Origin of the sequence: Clostridium thermopalmarium DSM 5974 (assembly GCF_002995795.1) — a bacterium.
Taxonomy (GTDB): domain Bacteria; phylum Bacillota; class Clostridia; order Clostridiales; family Clostridiaceae; genus Clostridium_H; species Clostridium_H thermopalmarium.
Genome location: NZ_PVXN01000021.1, coordinates 83,069 through 100,592, shown reverse-complemented (window position 1 = coordinate 100,592; position 17,524 = coordinate 83,069). Strand labels below are relative to the sequence as shown.

Below are 17,524 nucleotides of genomic sequence, written 5' to 3'. Positions count from 1 at the left end.
GAAAGAAGGTAACTCAAGTATGTCTCTTAAGGAAAAATTACAACAGGACTGGAAAAAAGCTATGTTAGAAAAAAACAAGTTTAAAGCCAGTACTCTAAGTATGGCAAAAGCTGCTGTTCTACAAGTTGAAAAAACTGATAATAGAATTTTGAATGATGAAGAAATTATTGAAATTTTATCGAAGGAAGTGAAACGTAGAAGAGATGCTATTGCTGAATTTGAAAGAGGTAATAGACAAGATTTAGTTGATCAGACTAATTCTGAAATAGAGATTTTATTAGAGTACCTTCCTAAGCAGTTGACCCAAGATGAAATTGCTGAAATAGTTCGTCAGACAATTAATGAAACAGGGGCAAGTAGTGCCAAAGATATGGGAAAAGTTATGTCAGCTGTAATGGCTAAGATTAAAGGTCGTGCAGATGGCAAGCTTGTGAGTGCCATTGTAAAACAAAATCTAAATTAAATGAAATAAAAGTTTGAAGAAACTTAAATTAGGATCCAGTTTAAAGCTGGATCTTTTTATTTTATAGTAATTTATTAAGCAGAAAGTTCATAAATTAGTATGAAAGTAATTTTTAGGAGAGCGCAGATTGAAAAAGAAGATATATAAGACTAAAGAAACTATTGCGCAAAAGCTTGGATTGCCAAGAGATGTGATTTTGGATATACCACAAATAATGGTAACAGGCAATAATGAAATTACTATTGAAAATCATAAAGGAATAATAATGTTTGGAGAAGATGAAATTAAGTTGAATTCAAATTCTGGGTCTATTTCTATCAAAGGAAAAAAACTTGAAATACTATTTATTGGAGGAAGTACTATAGTTTTAGGAGGTAAGTTTAAAGGTATAAGTTATGAGGAGAATGGGGTATGAGTAAGTTTAATTTTGAAAAGTATAAAAGAGGAATAATAACAATTGAAGTTCAAACTATGACACCAGAAAAGTTTATAAATTTACTTTGGAAAAATGGTGTTAATATTAGCAATGTAAGAAGAATAGATATAACCACATTGCAACTTGATGCAAATTTAAGATACTATGAGACAATAAATAGTATAGCTAAAAGGACCAATACTAAACTAAAAATAATTAAGAGAAGGGGTCTATCCTTTTTTATAATTAAAAATAGAAGAAGAAAAACTCTTACACTTGGTATTCTTATTTTTATCTCAATAATATATTATTTATCCACATTTATATGGAACATAAATATTACCACTGAGAACAATGTTACACCTTATGAAATAAGGAATCAGTTAAAAGACTTGGGAATTGCTCCTGCACTTAGAAAAAAGAAAATAAATGTATATGATTTAGAAGAAAAACTTATAAAAAATAATAGTGATATAATGTGGGTTAAGGCAAGAATAGAAGGAGTAAAATTGAACATAAGCATTGCAGAAAGACAGGAGCCTCCTAATGTTATATCGGATAATTCTCCGTGCCATATAGTTGCTAAGAAAGATGGAGAGATTATAAGGGTATATAGCTCAGCAGGAACAGCAATTGTAAAAAGTGGAGATATTGTGAAAAAGGGAGATATATTAGTTAAAGGAGAACAAGGAAAAGAGGAAGCTACATATCCAGTCCATGCGTCAGCAGAAGTTATAGCAAGAACATTCTATGAAGAAAAAAAACAAGTACCAATTGAATATGTTAGCAGAGATAGAACTGGAAAAGAAGATAAAAATGTATATATAGAACTGTTTGGAAAAAAAATTTATCTAAAAAAGGCCAAGAATAACTTTGAAATGTATGATAAAATATCTATAGATGACTCTTTTATAAAAAAAGAAGTATATTTTGAAGTACAAGAAAAGAAGAAAAAAATAAACACAGAAGAAGTTAAAGAAAAAATAGCTGATGAACTTTTTTCGAATATAATTGCAAAGTTAGATAAATCTGTTAAAATAGTAGATAAAATAGTAGATGCAAAAAAAGAAAATGATAAATATGAGGTAAGAGTTATGTTAGTAGTTGAGGAGAATATAGCAGAACCTCAAGTATTTGAGCCTGAGATTAATGAGAAAGAAGATAAAAAATAGAATATGTGAGTGCTATAAAGTATTTGCAGAAGACAAGGTATGACTATAAAAAACAAGGACGTGATTATAATAGATTATGAAAATCATGAGTAGAATAGAAAGCAATGATTTAAAAAAATTAATAACCTTTATTCTTACTTTTATTTTTATATCAGCAATACTAATGACTTCTTTAGTTACAAAAAAATATAATTTAGAAGCAGGCGATATAGCTAAATTTGATATTAAAGCTCCAAAGGAAGTTACAGATACTCTTAAGACTAAAGAAAAGCAGCAGCAAAAAGAGGAATCTGTGCCTCTCCAATATAATAAAAACTTAGAGATTAAGAAGGAAACTTTAGAGCAGATAGATAGTTTGTTTTTTAGAGCTAACAAGTTATTGGAAAGTGCCTTAGATGAAAGTCATAAGATTCAAGATATAAGAGAAAATACACAAATCAATTTATCAGAAGAGGAAATAAAAATTTTGGTGAGCCTAGATGACAAACAACTTAAGTCTTTGCAAGAAAATTTAAAAGTTATAATGAACAAAGTGTTAGACATGGATATAAGAGAAGATAATGAAGAGGATATTAAAAAAGCCCAGGATGCAATTGCTGTAAAATTTAATAGTTCCAAATTATCTAGAAACTTAAGAGATTTAGGAATTAGAATAGGTATATTGATGGTAAAGCCAAACTTTTTTTATGATGAAGAAAAGACAAATGAGCTAAAGGCTGAAGCAAAAAAATCTGTTCAACCTATTGTAATAAAGAAAGGTCAAATTATTGTAAAAGAAGGTGAGCCGGTAACTGATAGAGATTTAATAATATTAAAGGATCTTGGACTTTTAGATAGTGAGGATAACAAGTATATATATCTAAACATAGCTGCTTTAGTACTACTAGTAATGTTTCTTCAGTGGTTTTATATATATAAGTATTATAAAGAGATATATAATGATTATAGCAAGTTAATACTATTAAACATACTTACATGTATATCCATACTTTTAGGAAGAACTATATCTATAATTTCACCATTTTTAATACCTTTAGCATGTATTCCTATGCTCATAACGCTTTTAATTAATTATAAGATTTCAATAGCATCTAGCATTATTAATTCTATATTACTAAGTGCTGTTGTTCAATTTAATATTGAAATAACATTGCTTGCTATACTAAATAGTATATTAGGTGCTGTTGCTCTTAAAAGGCTTCAGCAAAGAAATGATATACTTTATGCGTCTTTATTTATAGGAATTATGAATATCATTTTAACTTTTACAGTAGGATTTCTTTTAAGCAACAATGTGGTAGAAGTTCTAAAAAGATCAGGATATTCCTTTATAGGAAGTATTATGGCAGCTATACTGACTGTTGGATTTCTGCCTTTTTTTGAGAGTACTTTTGATATAGTTACAAATATTAAACTTTTAGAACTCTCAAATCCTAATCATCCTGTCCAAAAAAAGCTGCTTTTAGAAGCTCCGGGTACATATCATCATAGTGTACTAGTAGCGAATTTAGCAGAGGTTGCTGCAGAACAAGTAGGTGGAAATCCTGTACTTGCCAGAGTTGCTGCTTATTATCATGATATAGGGAAGATTAAAAGGCCTATGTTTTTCAAGGAAAATCAAGTAGGACGTGATAATCCTCATGATAAGATAAATCCTAATTTAAGCACTCTTATAATAACTTCCCATGTAAAGGATGGTATTGAAATTGCAAAAGAATATAAGCTTCCAAAAGTTATAAGAGACGCAATTGAGCAGCACCATGGTACATCTTTGGTGAAATACTTTTATGTAACTGCTAAAAACAACAGCGAAAGGCCTGAGGAAATTAAAGAAGAGGATTTTAGATATTCAGGTCCTATACCAACAAGTAAGGAAAATGCTATTTTAATGCTAGCTGATGGAGTTGAGGCAGCTGTAAGATCTATAAGCGAGCCTACAAAAGGGAAAATAGAAGAGATGGTTAATAATATAATAAAAGCTAGGGTTAATGAAAGTCAGTTGGATAACTGTGATTTAACACTAAAGGATTTAGATAAAATAAGAGCAGCTTTTTTAAAAGCTTTATCAGGAATATATCATCAAAGAATTGAATATCCTTCTGAGAACAAAGTACATGAATTAAAAGGAGAATAGAAAATGATATATATAGACAACAGACAAGATAAATTAAAGATAGATGATAATATTTTAAAAAACGTAAATGATATTATAGAGTATGCTTTAAAAGAAGAAGGAGTAAATATTGATACAGAAATAAGCGTAATATTTATTGATAATGATGAAATAAGAAATATAAATAAGGATCAGAGAAACATTGATAGGGTAACTGATGTACTATCTTTTCCTATGTTGAATTATCCTAAAGGTAAAGTATATAAAGATGTATATAAGAATAATAATTTTTCTCCAGCAGATTTAAATGAAGGAAGACTTGTACTAGGAGATATTGTACTGTCTTTAGAAAGAGCAAAGGAGCAAAGTGAAGAATATGGTCATTCACTATTAAGAGAAGTATGCTATCTTACAATTCATTCAGTTCTTCATCTTTTAGGGTATGATCATATGGAAGAAGAAGAAAGAAGCATAATGAGACAAAGAGAAGAAAAAATTTTAGAAAAATTTAATATAACAAGAGAAGTATAAGTATTATTTTCAATGATTTAAATGACATGCAGTACAAAAATGAGCTGCATGTCAAAATTTTATCTTTATATAGAAGTGGAGTGATTTTTATAAAAAAGGTAAAGAAATTAATAGATAGTTTTAATTATGCTATTGAAGGTTTGATATATACAGTAAGGACTCAGAGAAATATGAGAATACACATGGTAGCAGCATTATTAGTACTTAGCGCATGTTTTTTTTATGATTTAACAAAAATGGAGCTTTTAGTTATAACTATAACTATAACTATGGTTCTTGTATGTGAAATGATAAATACTGCCATAGAATTTGCTATAGATGCTACTACAAATTACTATCATCCTTTGGCGAAACTTGCCAAAAATGTTGCTGCTGGAGCAGTATTGGTAACTGCTATAAATTCTATATTAGTAGGGTATATTATATTTTGGGATAGATTAATGCCTTTTACATTTGTAGTGATAAAAAAAATAAAGAATTCTGAACCATATATGATTTTTTTAAGTTTAGTTATTGTATCTTTGGCTACGGTAATAGCTAAAGCAATATTTGGAGAAGGTACTCCATTGAAAGGTGGTATGCCAAGTGGACATAGTGCTATAGGATTTTCTATAGCTACAACTATAGCTTTACTTACGGAGGAACCTACTGTTATAATTCTTAGCTATATCATGGCTTTCATAGTAGCACAAAGCAGGGTGGATTCTCAAGTTCATTCCGTTTTAGAAGTAATAGCAGGAGGATTGTTTGGAACCCTTTTAACGTTATTGATTTTTAAAATTTTATAGAAATAGGTAATAGATAAAAATTTTGAAATGTACATAATACATGATATAATTATATTCTAAAAAATGTTGCACAAATTAATCCTAAGGAGGAATAAGTATGGAATATAGAGAGTTGATAAGGGAAGCTTTAAAATATAGAGAAAATGCTTATGTGCCATACTCAAGATTTAAAGTAGGCGCTGCTGTTATAATGGATGATAATAAAGTATATGGGGGATGCAATGTGGAAAATGCATCGTTTGGAGCTACAAATTGTGCAGAAAGAACAGCTATATTTAAAGCTGTATCTGAAGGAAATAAAAAACTTAAGGCAATAGCTGTAGTTGGAGATACATCAACTTATACTGCTCCTTGTGGCATTTGTAGACAGGTAATTGCAGAATTTGGAGATGAAAATACAGATATAATTATTATAAAAAATGAAAATGATTATAAAATTAAAAAATTAGAAGATATATTACCAGGTGCATTCACTAAGGAAGACATAAATAAGTAAGGAGGAAATATGTTTAAATCAGGATTTATAACAATTATAGGAAGACCTAATGTGGGAAAATCAACTTTAACTAATAAAATAATAGGTGAGAAGTTATCAATAGTATCTTGTAGACCACAAACCACAAGAAATAATATACGTGCTGTGTTAACCAAAGATAACTGTCAATTAGTTTTTGTAGACACTCCAGGTATTCATAAACCAAGACATAAGCTGGGAGAATACATGGTTAAGATTGCAGAAGAATCTACTTCTGATGTGGACTTAGTTGTATTTATCACAACTCCTCAAAAAGAAATAGGGAAAGGGGATGAAATGATATTAGAGAGCTTAAAAAAATCTAAAAATCCAGTATTTTTAGTTGTTAATAAGATAGATGAAAATCCACAAGAGTTAGTTGTGGAAACATTAAAGAACTATTCTGAATACATGGACTTTACTGAGATAGTTCCTATATCAGCTAAGAATGGAAAAAATGTTGATACGCTAGTAGAACTTATGATAAAACACATGCCAGAAGGACCTAAGTACTATCCTGATGATATGATAAGTGATGTCCAAGAAAGATTTGTAATTTCAGAGATTATAAGAGAAAAAGCCTTAAGATTATTATCTGAAGAAGTACCTCATGGAATTGCGGTAGAAATTATATCAATGAAAAAAGACGATAGGAATAGATATCATATAGATGCTAATATATTATGTGAGAAAGACTCTCATAAAGGTATTATAATTGGTAAGGGCGGGCAAATGTTAAAAAAAATCTCTACTTATGCACGACAGGATATGGAAAAGTTTTTAGGAGCTAAAGTAAGTCTTGAAATATGGGTTAAAGTAAAGAAAGAATGGAGAGATAATAACTTTGTTTTAAAGGAACTAGGATATAAAGATTAAATTTAACATATATTGTAATATAGGTAAAAATTATGAAAAGTTTATAAGATTTTTAACAAAGTGCTGTTATTTATTCTCAAAAATAGGTTATAATATAAATATAGGAGATGATTTTCTGTCAATTTTTAAAACTAAAGCTATAGTGCTAAAAACGCAGGATTTTAAAGAAAATGATAAGCTTTTATGGCTCTTTACTGAAAAACTTGGTAAAGTAACTGCTATAGCAAAAGGTGCTAAGAAAAACAAAAGTAAATTTTTTTCTTCAACCCAAAATTTTTGTTTTGGAGAATATGTATTATATAAAGGAAAAAATTTATATAATATAAATGAAGTAGATATTATAGACTCATTTCAAGGTTTATTAAAAGATTTAGATACTATAGCTTATAGCTCTTACTTCTGCGAGCTTATACTTATTGCTCTTCAAGAAGAAGAAAGCAATAGATGGCTTTTTCAAGAATTTGTTAAAGGTTTTTATTTGATGAAAAATAATGTTGTTGATTTAGAAGTTTTAGCTAGGACATTAGAACTTAAACTGTTAAGAGCTACAGGCTATGGATTTCAACTTGAAAACTGCAGCATATGTGGAGATAAAATAAATAAATCTAATTATTTAAGCATACAATATCATGGAGGAACATGTAATAAGTGTAATAAGGTTAATGGAATAAGTATAAGTTATGGTGCATATAATGTTTTAAAATTTCTTGATAGAAGTCCTATTGAAAATATTCCTAGAATTTCGCTAAGCGATGATTTAAAGAAGGAAATATATAAAATTTTAAACATCTTTATTTCACAAAACTACTCAAAACAACCAAAGAGTTTAGAAATTTTTAATTATATAAAAAGGAGTGAGCAAGATGAGTGATATAACCCTAGAAAAGATTGATATATTAAGAGAAAGAACAGGAATTAGTTATACTGAGGCAAAGGAAGCTTTAGAAGAATGTGATGGAAATGTTGTAGACGCATTGATATTTATAGAAAATAAAAATAAGAAAAATAGTAAAGATGATTTATACGCTACTAAAGATGAATTTATAAGTTGGATTAAAGAAACAATCCAGAAAGGAAATGTAAATAGAATAAGAATAAAAAAAGATGATAAAGAAATTTGTGATATTCCTGTTAATGCAGGAATGGTTGCAGGAATGTTAGCATTATGGTATCCTCCACTAATGGCTCTTGGAATACTAAGCGCTGTATTTGCAAAGATAACTGTTGAAATAGTAAAAAGCGATGGATCTGTAGAAGTTGTAAATAAGATAATAAAGAATAAAGCTAAAGATGTTAAAGAAAAAGTTGATGATATAACTTTTGATGTAAAAGAAAAAGTAGAAGATATAGCATCTGAAATGAAAGAAAAATTTGAAAAAAAGAATTTTGATAATAAAAAAGATGAAAATGTATATCAATATACAGTAACTTTTGAAGAAGTTGATGAAGACAAAGAAGATAAAGATAATGAAAATAAGGACGGCAGGTAATGCTGTCGTCTTATTAATATAGATATTTCTAAATTAAAATTTACGTAAAAAACATAAATAATAAAATAGTATAGCACATTTAAAAATAAAATGTATCATAATTTAAAGAAAATAAAAGAAAAGTATACTATTAACCGGATTGTATTGCATAAAACGCCTATAATATATTAAAAGTGATATATTAATTCCTAATAATTTATGATACAATGTGCTAGTAATGGTAAAAAGGAGGTTGGCAACAATTAACTTATCATCTAGACAAAAAGAAATCATTGAGTTAGTTAAGGCAAATCAACCTATAACAAGCGAACAATTAGCAAAAAAAATTGGCGTTACTAGGGCGGCGTTGAGACCAGACTTAGCTATACTCACTATGACAGGAATATTAGAAGCTAGACCTAAGGTTGGGTATATATATTCTCAAAAACCTTCCTCAAATTTGGTGTTTGATTATATAAGAAAAATAAAGGTTAAGGACATTATGTCAAAACCTGTTACTGTAGACGAGCAAACCACTGTATATAATGCAATCGTAAATTTGTTTCTAAACGATGTGGGAACCATATTCGTGGAAAATGATGGATACCTGGTAGGTGCAGTTTCTAGAAAAGATTTTTTAAAAAGTGCTATAGGAAGGACTGATATAAACAAAGTTCCAATAGGAATTATAATGACAAGAATGCCGAACATAGTATGTGTAGAACCAGAAGATTCAGTTTACATAGCAGCAAAAAAAATAATAGATAGAGAAGTTGACAGTCTACCTGTTGTAGAAAGAGTATCGGAAGAGGATGGAGATAAGGTTAAAGTTATAGGCAAGCTTTCCAAAACAAACATAACACGTCTTTTTGTTAAATTAAGTGAAAATAAGAATTAAATGAAAATAAGTAGCATCTAAGAGGAAACTCTTTAGATATATATCTACACAAAGAAAAGGGGATGTTAATGTGGAAGTGAAGAAATATGTTTATCTATTTAGTGAGGGTAATGCAAGTATGAGAAACCTCTTAGGAGGTAAAGGAGCTAATCTTGCAGAGATGACTAATTTAGGAATTCCTGTCCCTCAAGGATTTACAATAACTACAGAAGCCTGCACTAAATACTATGAAGATGGTGAGATTATATCTGAAGATATTATAAATCAGATTATGGAAGCGTTAGCTAAAACAGAAGAAATCACAGGTAAAAAATTTGGTGACAAAGATAATCCACTTCTTGTATCAGTAAGATCTGGAGCAAGAGTTTCAATGCCAGGAATGATGGATACTATTTTAAATCTAGGTTTAAATGATGAAACTGTTCAAGGTATTGCTAAGCTTACTGGAAATGAAAGATTTGCTTATGATTCGTATAGAAGATTTATACAAATGTTTTCAGATGTAGCTATAGGAATTGAAAAAAGAAAATTTGAAGATATATTAGATGAAGTTAAAGAAGAAAAAGGAGTAGAATATGATACAGATCTAGATGCAGAGGATTTGAAAAAGGTTGTGATTAAATATAAAAAGTTATACGTAAAAGAAATGGGAGAAGAATTTCCACAAGATCCTAAAGAGCAACTTATGAGTTCTGTACAAGCTGTATTTAAATCATGGAATAATCCAAGAGCAATAGTATATAGAAGATTAAATGATATTCCATCTAATTGGGGGACAGCGGTAAACGTACAATCTATGGTATTCGGTAATATGGGAGAAAATTCAGGAACAGGTGTTGCTTTCACAAGAGACCCTGCTACAGGAGAAAAGAAGATTTTTGGAGAATATTTGATAAATGCTCAAGGAGAAGATGTTGTTGCAGGTATCAGAACTCCTCAGCCAATTTCAAGATTAGAGCAAGAGCTTCCTCAATGCTATAAGCAATTTATGGATATAGCAGCAAGATTAGAAGCACACTATAAAGATATGCAGGATATGGAGTTTACTATAGAACAGGGAAAACTATACTTCTTACAAACTAGAAATGGTAAGAGAACAGCTCAGGCTGCGTTAAAGATAGCCGTTGACTTAGTTGAAGAAGGGGTTTTAACTAAGGAAGAAGCCTTATTAAAAGTAGAGCCAAAGCAGTTAGATTCATTATTACATCCAACTTTCGATGCTGAAGAATTAAAGAAAGCTACTCCAATTGCAAAGGGACTTCCAGCATCTCCAGGTGCTGCATGTGGAAAGGTTTACTTTACTGCACAGGAAGCTAAAAGCAGACATGAAAAGGGAGAAAAGGTAATTTTAATTAGATTAGAAACTTCTCCAGAAGACATTGAAGGAATGGTAGCTGCAGAGGGGATACTTACAATAAGAGGAGGAATGACTTCTCATGCAGCAGTTGTAGCTAGAGGAATGGGAACTTGCTGCGTTGCAGGATGTGGAGAAATAAAGATTGATGAAGAAAATAAAACTTTTATAGCTTCAGGAAAGACTTATAAAGAAGGAGATTATATATCTCTTGATGGAAGCACAGGAAATGTATATGGAACAGCAATAAAAACTGTAGCTCCGGAAATTTCAGGCTACTTTGGCAAATTCATGGAGTGGGCTGATGAAGTAAGAACATTAAAGGTAAGAGCTAATGCAGATACTCCAAAGGATGCAAAACAAGCGGTTCAGTTTGGAGCAGAAGGAATAGGACTTTGCAGAACGGAGCATATGTTCTTTAATGAGGATAGAATACCAGCAGTACGTGAAATGATAGTTTCTGAGGATGAAGATCAAAGAAGAAGAGCCCTAGAAAAGCTACTTCCAATGCAAAGAGAAGATTTTATAGGAATTTATGAGGCTATGGAAGATAGGCCTGTTACAATAAGATTTTTAGATCCACCACTACACGAATTCTTACCAACTGAAGAAGAAGATATAAAAGAATTGAGTGAAGATATGGGAATAAGTTACGAACATCTAAAATCTACTATCCAATCATTGCATGAATTTAATCCGATGATGGGACATAGAGGATGTCGTCTCACAGTTTCATATCCTGAAATAGCTGAAATGCAGACTAGAGCAGTAATTGAAGCTGCAATTCATGTTAAAAAAGAAAAAGGATATGATATAGTTCCAGAAATAATGATTCCTCTTGTTGGAGAAGCAAAGGAATTAAAATATGTTAAAGATATAGTTGTTAAAATAGCTGATGAGATAATAGCTAAATCAGGAGTGGATTTAAAATATTTAGTAGGAACAATGATAGAAGTTCCAAGAGCTGCTGTTACAGCAGATGAAATAGCTAAAGAAGCTGACTTCTTCTCATTTGGAACAAATGACTTAACTCAAATGACATTTGGCTTCTCAAGAGATGATTCAGGTAAATTCTTGAATAGCTATTATGAGAAGAACATATATGAGTTTGATCCATTCCAGAAGTTAGATCAGGATGGAGTTGGAAAGCTAGTAAAAATGGCAGTAGATCTTGGAAAGAAAACAAGAGAGAATATTAAGTTAGGAATTTGCGGAGAGCATGGTGGCGATCCATCTTCTGTAGAATTCTTCCACAATGTTGGACTTAACTATGTATCATGTTCACCATTTAGGGTTCCTATCGCAAGACTTGCAGCAGCTCAAGCTGCCATTAAGAGCAAGAGCCAAAAGTAATTTGTTTAACTTTAGTCTAAAAAACTTGTAAAATCAAGGTTTTTGATATAATAAAATATAAATAAGGGTATTACCTATTAAGGAGTAAAGAGGTAATGCCCTATTTTATTATTTATTTAAACGAAAAAACAGCTTTTATTTATTATTTTTGAGGTGTTTGTTTATAAATTTCACCAGAAATATTGTAGTTTCTGTAAGAACCCAAGTTTTGTTGACTTAAAATATAGTTAAAAATAAGGTCTATTTTGTAATAGCTATAAATGCAGAGCATACGGTCTTGGTACCGGATTGGATTCGTTTTGAGTAAGTTATTTTGGAGGTAAAGGAATGAATCAGAAAGAAAGAATAATTTGGTTAATTAAATATTTATTAAAAGAACAAAAACAATATAAAAAATTAATTATACCATCTGATGAAGAGAGTCAAAATAAGCTTCTACGTTCTCTGTTCAATGTGCGACCTCCTTATCCTGTAAGCGAAGAATTTCTGAAAATTCAGGATGAGTATTTGACACAGTTTAACAAAGATCGAGGAATAACAGATGTTGCCACACTTAAGCCTACGAAAGCTGATGAACGGCTTTATATATGGCAAGGAGATATTACAACACTAAAATGTAATGCTATTGTAAATGCAGCAAATTCTAAAATGCTTGGATGCTTCCAGCCGCTGCACGACTGCATTGATAATTTCATTCATACCTATGCTGGTGTTCAGCTTCGTGCAAAATGTCATGAGATCATGCAAAAACAAGGTCATGAAGAAGCAACTGGGCAGGCAAAAATTACTCCTGCTTACAATCTACCGTCTAAATATGTTATTCATACTGTAGGTCCCATAATACATCAACAAGTAACTGAAAAGGATAAAGAGCTGCTAAAAAGTAGTTATCATTCATGTCTGGAGGTTGCAGTAGCAAACGGTGTGGAATCTATTGCTTTTTGCTGCATTTCTACTGGTGCATTTCGCTTTCCCAAAATGCTAGCGGCAGAAATTGCCGTGAAGACTGTACGGGATTTTTTAAAGGAAAGCACATTCATTAAACAAGTTATTTTTAATGTTTTTAAGGATGAAGATTTAAATATTTACAATAAATTATTAAACATATAGGAGGATACCAATATAAAAATAAAACAAAACAAGTCACTGATGTTTATTAATCAGTGACTTGTTTTGTTTTAATCTTTAAATATTATTTAATATTAAATTTTTTATTTATATGTTCCATAAATGCATATACAAACTCTATTTGAGAATCAAAATTTTTTACGGATCTATTTAACATATTTACAAAGCTTTTTTTATTGCATTTATCTATATTTTTATAATAATCTCTTGAAATCTTCCAATATTTCTGAGGAAAAGAAAGATAAGCTAAGAGATATTTGTATTCATCAATATTCAAAGAATGTATTTTTTCATATTCTTCTAGAGAGCTTAAAACTATATCTATATTCCAATTAGTTTTATCTCTTTTCAAAAGCCTTCTAAAAAAGTATGATAAATCATGTATGCAAAAATCTATTCTGCATTTATCAAAGTCTATAATCCATATATCATTATTATCATCAAATATTAGATTTTTGTTAACATAATCCATATGACAAAGAGAGATGCTTAAATTTTCAAAGTTTATTGTAGATAGCATTTCGCTAGATATTTTAGCCAAATGCAATCCTTTATCAAAATGACTAAGAAATATCTTTGAAAAGTAATCACCATATTTAAAAGCTAGATTAGAGTTTAAAAGTAGTCTTTCAAAATGCTTGTTAATTGACTCAAAAAGATTATTACATCCTTTCCTTATAGTACTACCTTCTATAGGAAAAAAATTAAAGGATACTTTATGAAATTTCCCTAGGTTTATACAAGAATTTATTACATCATCTTTATTATCATAATCACATTTGCGGCCATAAATCCAAGGGGTTAAGATAAATAGCATATTTTCATATTCTACAAACCTGCCTCCATTTTTGTTAGGAAGGATTTTAGGGGCTTTTATACCATTTCTATAAATCCATTCTATTGCTGAGTACACAAACAGAAGCTCGCCTTTATCAAAATATACTTTCTTTAAACAGTAGTCTTTGCCGGAATCTGTTACTCTATATACAGCCCTTTGTTTATCTGTATCTTTAAACTTTATAGAAGTAACTTCAGCATTTTCAAGATCATAATAGGGAAGTACAAAGTTCTTCATGTTTTCTTCAGATAATAAATTTATATCATATAATTTAGCCAGTTCAGGCATAATAACACTCCTTAAAAAAATTCTTATTATAAACATATTAAAAGAAGTTCAATATTATACATTTAATAGATTATATGCTTAGATAAATTGAGGTTTTAAGTTATAACAAAATTTATAACTTAAAACTTAAGATTATTAAAAGGATTTATGTTAGTTGCATAGAAATAATTAAATATAAGCTGTAGTAGTTTGAAATTTGCTAATATTATGAATAACATTTGCAATTATATGGGAAAATATATATGTTTATAAAAAATAAAAATGTTGAAGGATATTTGTATTTTATAAAGAATATATATATATAATTAAAAAAAATAAAATTTGAGGAAGGATATTAATGTTTTTTGTCGAATATGTATAAAGTTCATTCAAAAAAATAGTTAATAGGTGGTAATGCTTCTTTGATTAGTGAAGAAATAATTCAAAAGATTAAAGATCAAAATGACATAGTAGATGTTATTTCTGAAAGCGTTGCACTAAAAAGGTCTGGGAGAAATTTTATAGGATTATGCCCATTTCATAATGAAAAATCCCCTTCATTTACTGTGTCTCAGGATAAGCAAATATATAAATGTTTTGGATGTGGTGAAGCAGGAAATGTTATAACTTTTGTAATGAAAATCAAAAACATGAACTTCATCGATGCGGTAAAATACCTAGGAGATAAAGCTAATATAGACATAGGAGATAATACTAATAAAAATATAGAGTATAAAAATAAGATTGAAAAACTGTATAAAATAAATGTAGAGGCAGCCAGATATTATTTTACAGGCCTACAGAGTAATAAAGATGCTATACAGTATTTTATAAGAAGAGGTATTACAAATAGGACTATAAGAAAATTCGGATTGGGATATGCAAGAGATGGATGGCGCAATCTAATAAGCTATTTAAGAAGTAGAGGATATACGGAATTAGATATGCTAAATGCAGGGTTAATAGTAAAAGGTAAAAATAATTCTTATTATGATAGATTTAGAAATAGGGTTATTTTCCCTGTTTTTGATTATAGAGGAAGGGTAATAGGATTTGGGGGAAGAGTGTTAGATGACTCTAAGCCTAAGTATTTAAATTCTCCTGAGACTGCTATATTTAAAAAAGGGATAAATCTATATGGACTAAATTTTGCAATAAAAGAGAATAAAAGTAGAACAATAATAATTGTAGAAGGATATATGGATTGTATATCCTTGCACCAATATGGGATTACTAATGTTGTAGCATCACTAGGTACTGCTCTTACAGTAGAGCAAGCGAAACTCTTAAAAAGGTATGCTGATAAAATAATAGTTTCTTACGATGCAGACTTAGCGGGCCAAAGTGCTACAATTAGAGGGTTAAAAATATTAAAAAATGAGGGGTTTGACCTTAGAGTGCTTACCATACCAGAGGGAAAAGATCCTGATGAGTTTATTAAGAATAATGGCAAAGATGCTTTCATGAAACTTATTGATAATTCTTTGTCACTTGTTGATTATGAATTAAAAATGGCTGGTATGGGACTTGATCTGAAAGATGAAAATATGATTGTCAAATATATAGATAGAGCTTGCAATATTATTTTGGAGTTGCCTCCTATAGAAAAGGATGTTTATATAAGGAAATTATCAGAAGAAACGGGGGTAAAGGAGCAAGCAATTTATGATTTGATAAGTGAAAAAGCTAAAATAAATGTAAAAAAAATGGAAAAAAAGTATACAAAATATGATTTTGGACAAAAATTATATTTAGAGCCAGCTTATATGAATGCTGAAAGAAGTCTTCTTAAGATTATGGTTAAAGATATAAATGCATATCAATACATTATTGATTTGGTGTGTGAAGATGATTTAGTATTAGATAGCCATAAAAAAATATTCGGTCTTATAAAGAATGCTCTAAAAGAAGGCGTAAAAGACTTTGAGAAATATATAGAAACAAAATGTAATGATATAGAAAGTTCTAAGGAATGGATAAAGCTGCAGCAAGTTTATATTGAAAATACAGATAACTATAAAGAGTTAATAAATGATTGTATAAAGAAAATAAAAAAATTTAAGCTGGAGGAGTCGAAAAAGGAAATTATGGAAAAAATTAAAGATTTTGAGATAAAAGGATTATTTAAAGAATCTTTAAAACTTGTAAAAGAACTTGAAATAGTTCAAAAAGATATAATGCAAATGAATAGTCATGAAGGGAGGTAAGGAAATGACATCAGATAACAAGAAGAAAAACGATATTAAAAAGACTAATGTTAAAGATAATAATGAGAAAATGAAAATAATAAGAAATCTTATTGATAAAGGAAAGAAAAATGGAAGTTTAACATATAAAGAAATAATGGATGAATTAGATAATGTAGAGTTGAGTCCAGAGCAGATAGAAAAGGTATATGCAGTTCTTGAATCTATGGATATTGAAGTCATAGGGGATATGAAAGAGTTAGAAGTTGAGGAAGAAGAATTAGACCTTTCTATACCAGAAGGAATATCTATAGATGATCCAGTTAGAATGTACTTAAAAGAAATTGGTAAAGTTCCACTATTATCACCAGAAGAAGAGATAGAATTAGCAAACAGAATAGAAGCTGGAGATATTGGCGCGAAGAAAAAGTTAGCTGAAGCAAATTTAAGGCTGGTTGTCAGCATTGCAAAACGTTATGTAGGTCGTGGAATGTTGTTTCTAGATCTTATACAAGAAGGAAATTTAGGACTTATAAAAGCAGTAGAAAAGTTTGATTACAGAAAAGGATTCAAGTTTAGTACCTATGCTACATGGTGGATAAGGCAGGCTATTACCAGGGCAATAGCAGACCAAGCAAGAACTATAAGAATACCTGTGCACATGGTAGAAACTATAAATAAACTTATAAGAGTTTCCAGACAACTTCTTCAAGAATTAGGACGTGAGCCTCAACCAGAAGAAATAGCCAAAGAAATGGATATGCCAGTTGACAAAGTTAGAGAGATAATGAAAATAGCTCAAGAGCCAGTTTCTCTTGAAACACCTATAGGGGAAGAAGAAGATAGTCATTTAGGAGACTTTATTCCGGATGATGAAGCTCCTGCACCAGCTGAAGCCGCAGCGTTTACTATGTTAAAAGAACAGCTTATAAACGTACTAGATACTCTTACTCCAAGAGAAGAAAAAGTATTAAGATTAAGATTTGGACTTGATGATGGAAGAGCAAGGACTCTTGAAGAGGTTGGAAAAGAATTTAATGTAACAAGAGAAAGAATAAGACAAATTGAGGCAAAAGCTTTGAGAAAATTAAGACATCCAAGTAGAAGTAAGAAGTTAAAGGATTATTTAGATTAATATTGTTATTAGAGTAAAGTTTAC

Annotated in this window: 16 protein-coding genes; 15 read left to right on the top strand and 1 reads right to left on the bottom strand. The window is 29.9% G+C overall.

What is annotated here, in order from left to right:
* Positions 1–19: 19 nt before the first annotated feature.
* The 13 genes from CPAL_RS05340 (at position 20) to CPAL_RS05280 (ending at position 13,056) form a co-directional block, all read left to right on the top strand.
* The gene (locus CPAL_RS05340) at positions 20–463 is read left to right on the top strand and encodes a GatB/YqeY domain-containing protein (RefSeq protein WP_061858670.1); all 444 of its coding nucleotides are present in this window, start codon (positions 20–22) and stop codon (positions 461–463) included.
* Positions 464–590: 127 nt separating this feature from the next.
* Positions 591–878, top strand: coding sequence for a sporulation protein YqfC (yqfC, locus tag CPAL_RS05335; protein ID WP_061858671.1), 288 nt, complete (start codon positions 591–593; stop codon positions 876–878).
* Positions 875–2,050 carry a sporulation protein YqfD gene (gene yqfD / locus CPAL_RS05330; RefSeq protein WP_061858672.1) on the top strand — a complete coding sequence of 392 codons (1,176 nt, stop codon included), beginning with the start codon at positions 875–877 and terminating at the stop codon, positions 2,048–2,050. Before yqfC ends, yqfD begins: the two co-directional genes overlap by 4 nt.
* 76 nt (positions 2,051–2,126) lie before the next feature.
* Positions 2,127–4,184 (top strand): HD family phosphohydrolase, encoded by a 2,058-nt coding sequence (locus tag CPAL_RS05325; RefSeq protein ID WP_061858673.1) that lies wholly within the window; start codon positions 2,127–2,129, stop codon positions 4,182–4,184.
* Positions 4,185–4,187: 3 nt separating this feature from the next.
* The gene (gene ybeY / locus CPAL_RS05320) at positions 4,188–4,694 is read left to right on the top strand and encodes an rRNA maturation RNase YbeY (RefSeq protein WP_061858674.1); all 507 of its coding nucleotides are present in this window, start codon (positions 4,188–4,190) and stop codon (positions 4,692–4,694) included.
* A 26-nt stretch (positions 4,695–4,720) separates the two neighbouring features.
* Complete coding sequence (locus CPAL_RS05315) at positions 4,721–5,482, top strand: diacylglycerol kinase (protein WP_082787885.1); 762 nt, start codon at positions 4,721–4,723, stop codon at positions 5,480–5,482.
* A gap of 97 nt (positions 5,483–5,579) precedes the next feature.
* On the top strand, positions 5,580–5,978 hold the full coding sequence (locus CPAL_RS05310) for a cytidine deaminase (RefSeq protein ID WP_061858675.1): 399 nt from the start codon (positions 5,580–5,582) through the stop codon (positions 5,976–5,978).
* A gap of 9 nt (positions 5,979–5,987) precedes the next feature.
* Positions 5,988–6,872 carry a GTPase Era gene (gene era, locus CPAL_RS05305; RefSeq protein ID WP_061858676.1) on the top strand — a complete coding sequence of 295 codons (885 nt, stop codon included), beginning with the start codon at positions 5,988–5,990 and terminating at the stop codon, positions 6,870–6,872.
* A 100-nt stretch (positions 6,873–6,972) separates the two neighbouring features.
* The gene (gene recO, locus CPAL_RS05300) at positions 6,973–7,743 is read left to right on the top strand and encodes a DNA repair protein RecO (RefSeq protein ID WP_061858677.1); all 771 of its coding nucleotides are present in this window, start codon (positions 6,973–6,975) and stop codon (positions 7,741–7,743) included.
* Positions 7,736–8,362 carry a DUF4342 domain-containing protein gene (locus CPAL_RS05295; protein WP_061858678.1) on the top strand — a complete coding sequence of 209 codons (627 nt, stop codon included), beginning with the start codon at positions 7,736–7,738 and terminating at the stop codon, positions 8,360–8,362. The genes recO and CPAL_RS05295 overlap by 8 nt, the downstream gene beginning before the upstream one ends.
* Positions 8,363–8,594: 232 nt before the next feature.
* Entirely contained in the window at positions 8,595–9,239 is a 645-nt protein-coding gene (gene ccpN, locus CPAL_RS05290; RefSeq protein ID WP_106024230.1) for a transcriptional regulator CcpN, read from the top strand.
* Positions 9,240–9,309: 70 nt separating this feature from the next.
* Positions 9,310–11,946 (top strand): pyruvate, phosphate dikinase, encoded by a 2,637-nt coding sequence (gene ppdK / locus CPAL_RS05285; RefSeq protein WP_061858679.1) that lies wholly within the window; start codon positions 9,310–9,312, stop codon positions 11,944–11,946.
* 327 nt (positions 11,947–12,273) lie between these two features.
* The gene (locus CPAL_RS05280) at positions 12,274–13,056 is read left to right on the top strand and encodes a protein-ADP-ribose hydrolase (RefSeq protein ID WP_106024229.1); all 783 of its coding nucleotides are present in this window, start codon (positions 12,274–12,276) and stop codon (positions 13,054–13,056) included.
* Positions 13,057–13,138: 82 nt separating this feature from the next.
* Here CPAL_RS05280 and CPAL_RS05275 read toward each other — a convergent pair whose 3' ends face one another.
* On the bottom strand, positions 13,139–14,200 hold the full coding sequence (locus CPAL_RS05275) for a CotS family spore coat protein (RefSeq protein WP_061858681.1): 1,062 nt from the start codon (positions 14,198–14,200) through the stop codon (positions 13,139–13,141).
* Between the two features lie 401 nt (positions 14,201–14,601).
* Here CPAL_RS05275 and dnaG point away from each other — a divergent pair, with 401 nt between their 5' ends.
* Positions 14,602–16,386 (top strand): DNA primase, encoded by a 1,785-nt coding sequence (dnaG, locus tag CPAL_RS05270; RefSeq protein ID WP_106024228.1) that lies wholly within the window; start codon positions 14,602–14,604, stop codon positions 16,384–16,386.
* On the top strand, positions 16,373–17,500 hold the full coding sequence (rpoD, locus tag CPAL_RS05265) for an RNA polymerase sigma factor RpoD (RefSeq protein WP_061858683.1): 1,128 nt from the start codon (positions 16,373–16,375) through the stop codon (positions 17,498–17,500). The genes dnaG and rpoD overlap by 14 nt, the downstream gene beginning before the upstream one ends.
* The last annotated feature ends 24 nt before the right edge of the window (positions 17,501–17,524 follow it).

Excerpts from the sequence above, each read along its gene's own strand:
- CPAL_RS05340 (WP_061858670.1), top strand. The coding sequence starts at position 20 with ATGTCTCTTAAGGAAAAATTACAACAGGACTGGAAAAAAGCTATGTTA.
- yqfD (WP_061858672.1), top strand. The coding sequence starts at position 875 with ATGAGTAAGTTTAATTTTGAAAAGTATAAAAGAGGAATAATAACAATT.
- CPAL_RS05325 (WP_061858673.1), top strand. The coding sequence starts at position 2,127 with ATGAAAATCATGAGTAGAATAGAAAGCAATGATTTAAAAAAATTAATA.
- ybeY (WP_061858674.1), top strand. The coding sequence starts at position 4,188 with ATGATATATATAGACAACAGACAAGATAAATTAAAGATAGATGATAAT.
- CPAL_RS05315 (WP_082787885.1), top strand. The coding sequence starts at position 4,721 with ATGCAGTACAAAAATGAGCTGCATGTCAAAATTTTATCTTTATATAGA.
- CPAL_RS05310 (WP_061858675.1), top strand. The coding sequence starts at position 5,580 with ATGGAATATAGAGAGTTGATAAGGGAAGCTTTAAAATATAGAGAAAAT.
- era (WP_061858676.1), top strand. The coding sequence starts at position 5,988 with ATGTTTAAATCAGGATTTATAACAATTATAGGAAGACCTAATGTGGGA.
- CPAL_RS05295 (WP_061858678.1), top strand. The coding sequence starts at position 7,736 with ATGAGTGATATAACCCTAGAAAAGATTGATATATTAAGAGAAAGAACA.
- CPAL_RS05280 (WP_106024229.1), top strand. The coding sequence starts at position 12,274 with ATGAATCAGAAAGAAAGAATAATTTGGTTAATTAAATATTTATTAAAA.
- CPAL_RS05275 (WP_061858681.1), bottom strand. The coding sequence starts at position 14,200 with ATGCCTGAACTGGCTAAATTATATGATATAAATTTATTATCTGAAGAA.
- rpoD (WP_061858683.1), top strand. The coding sequence starts at position 16,373 with ATGAAGGGAGGTAAGGAAATGACATCAGATAACAAGAAGAAAAACGAT.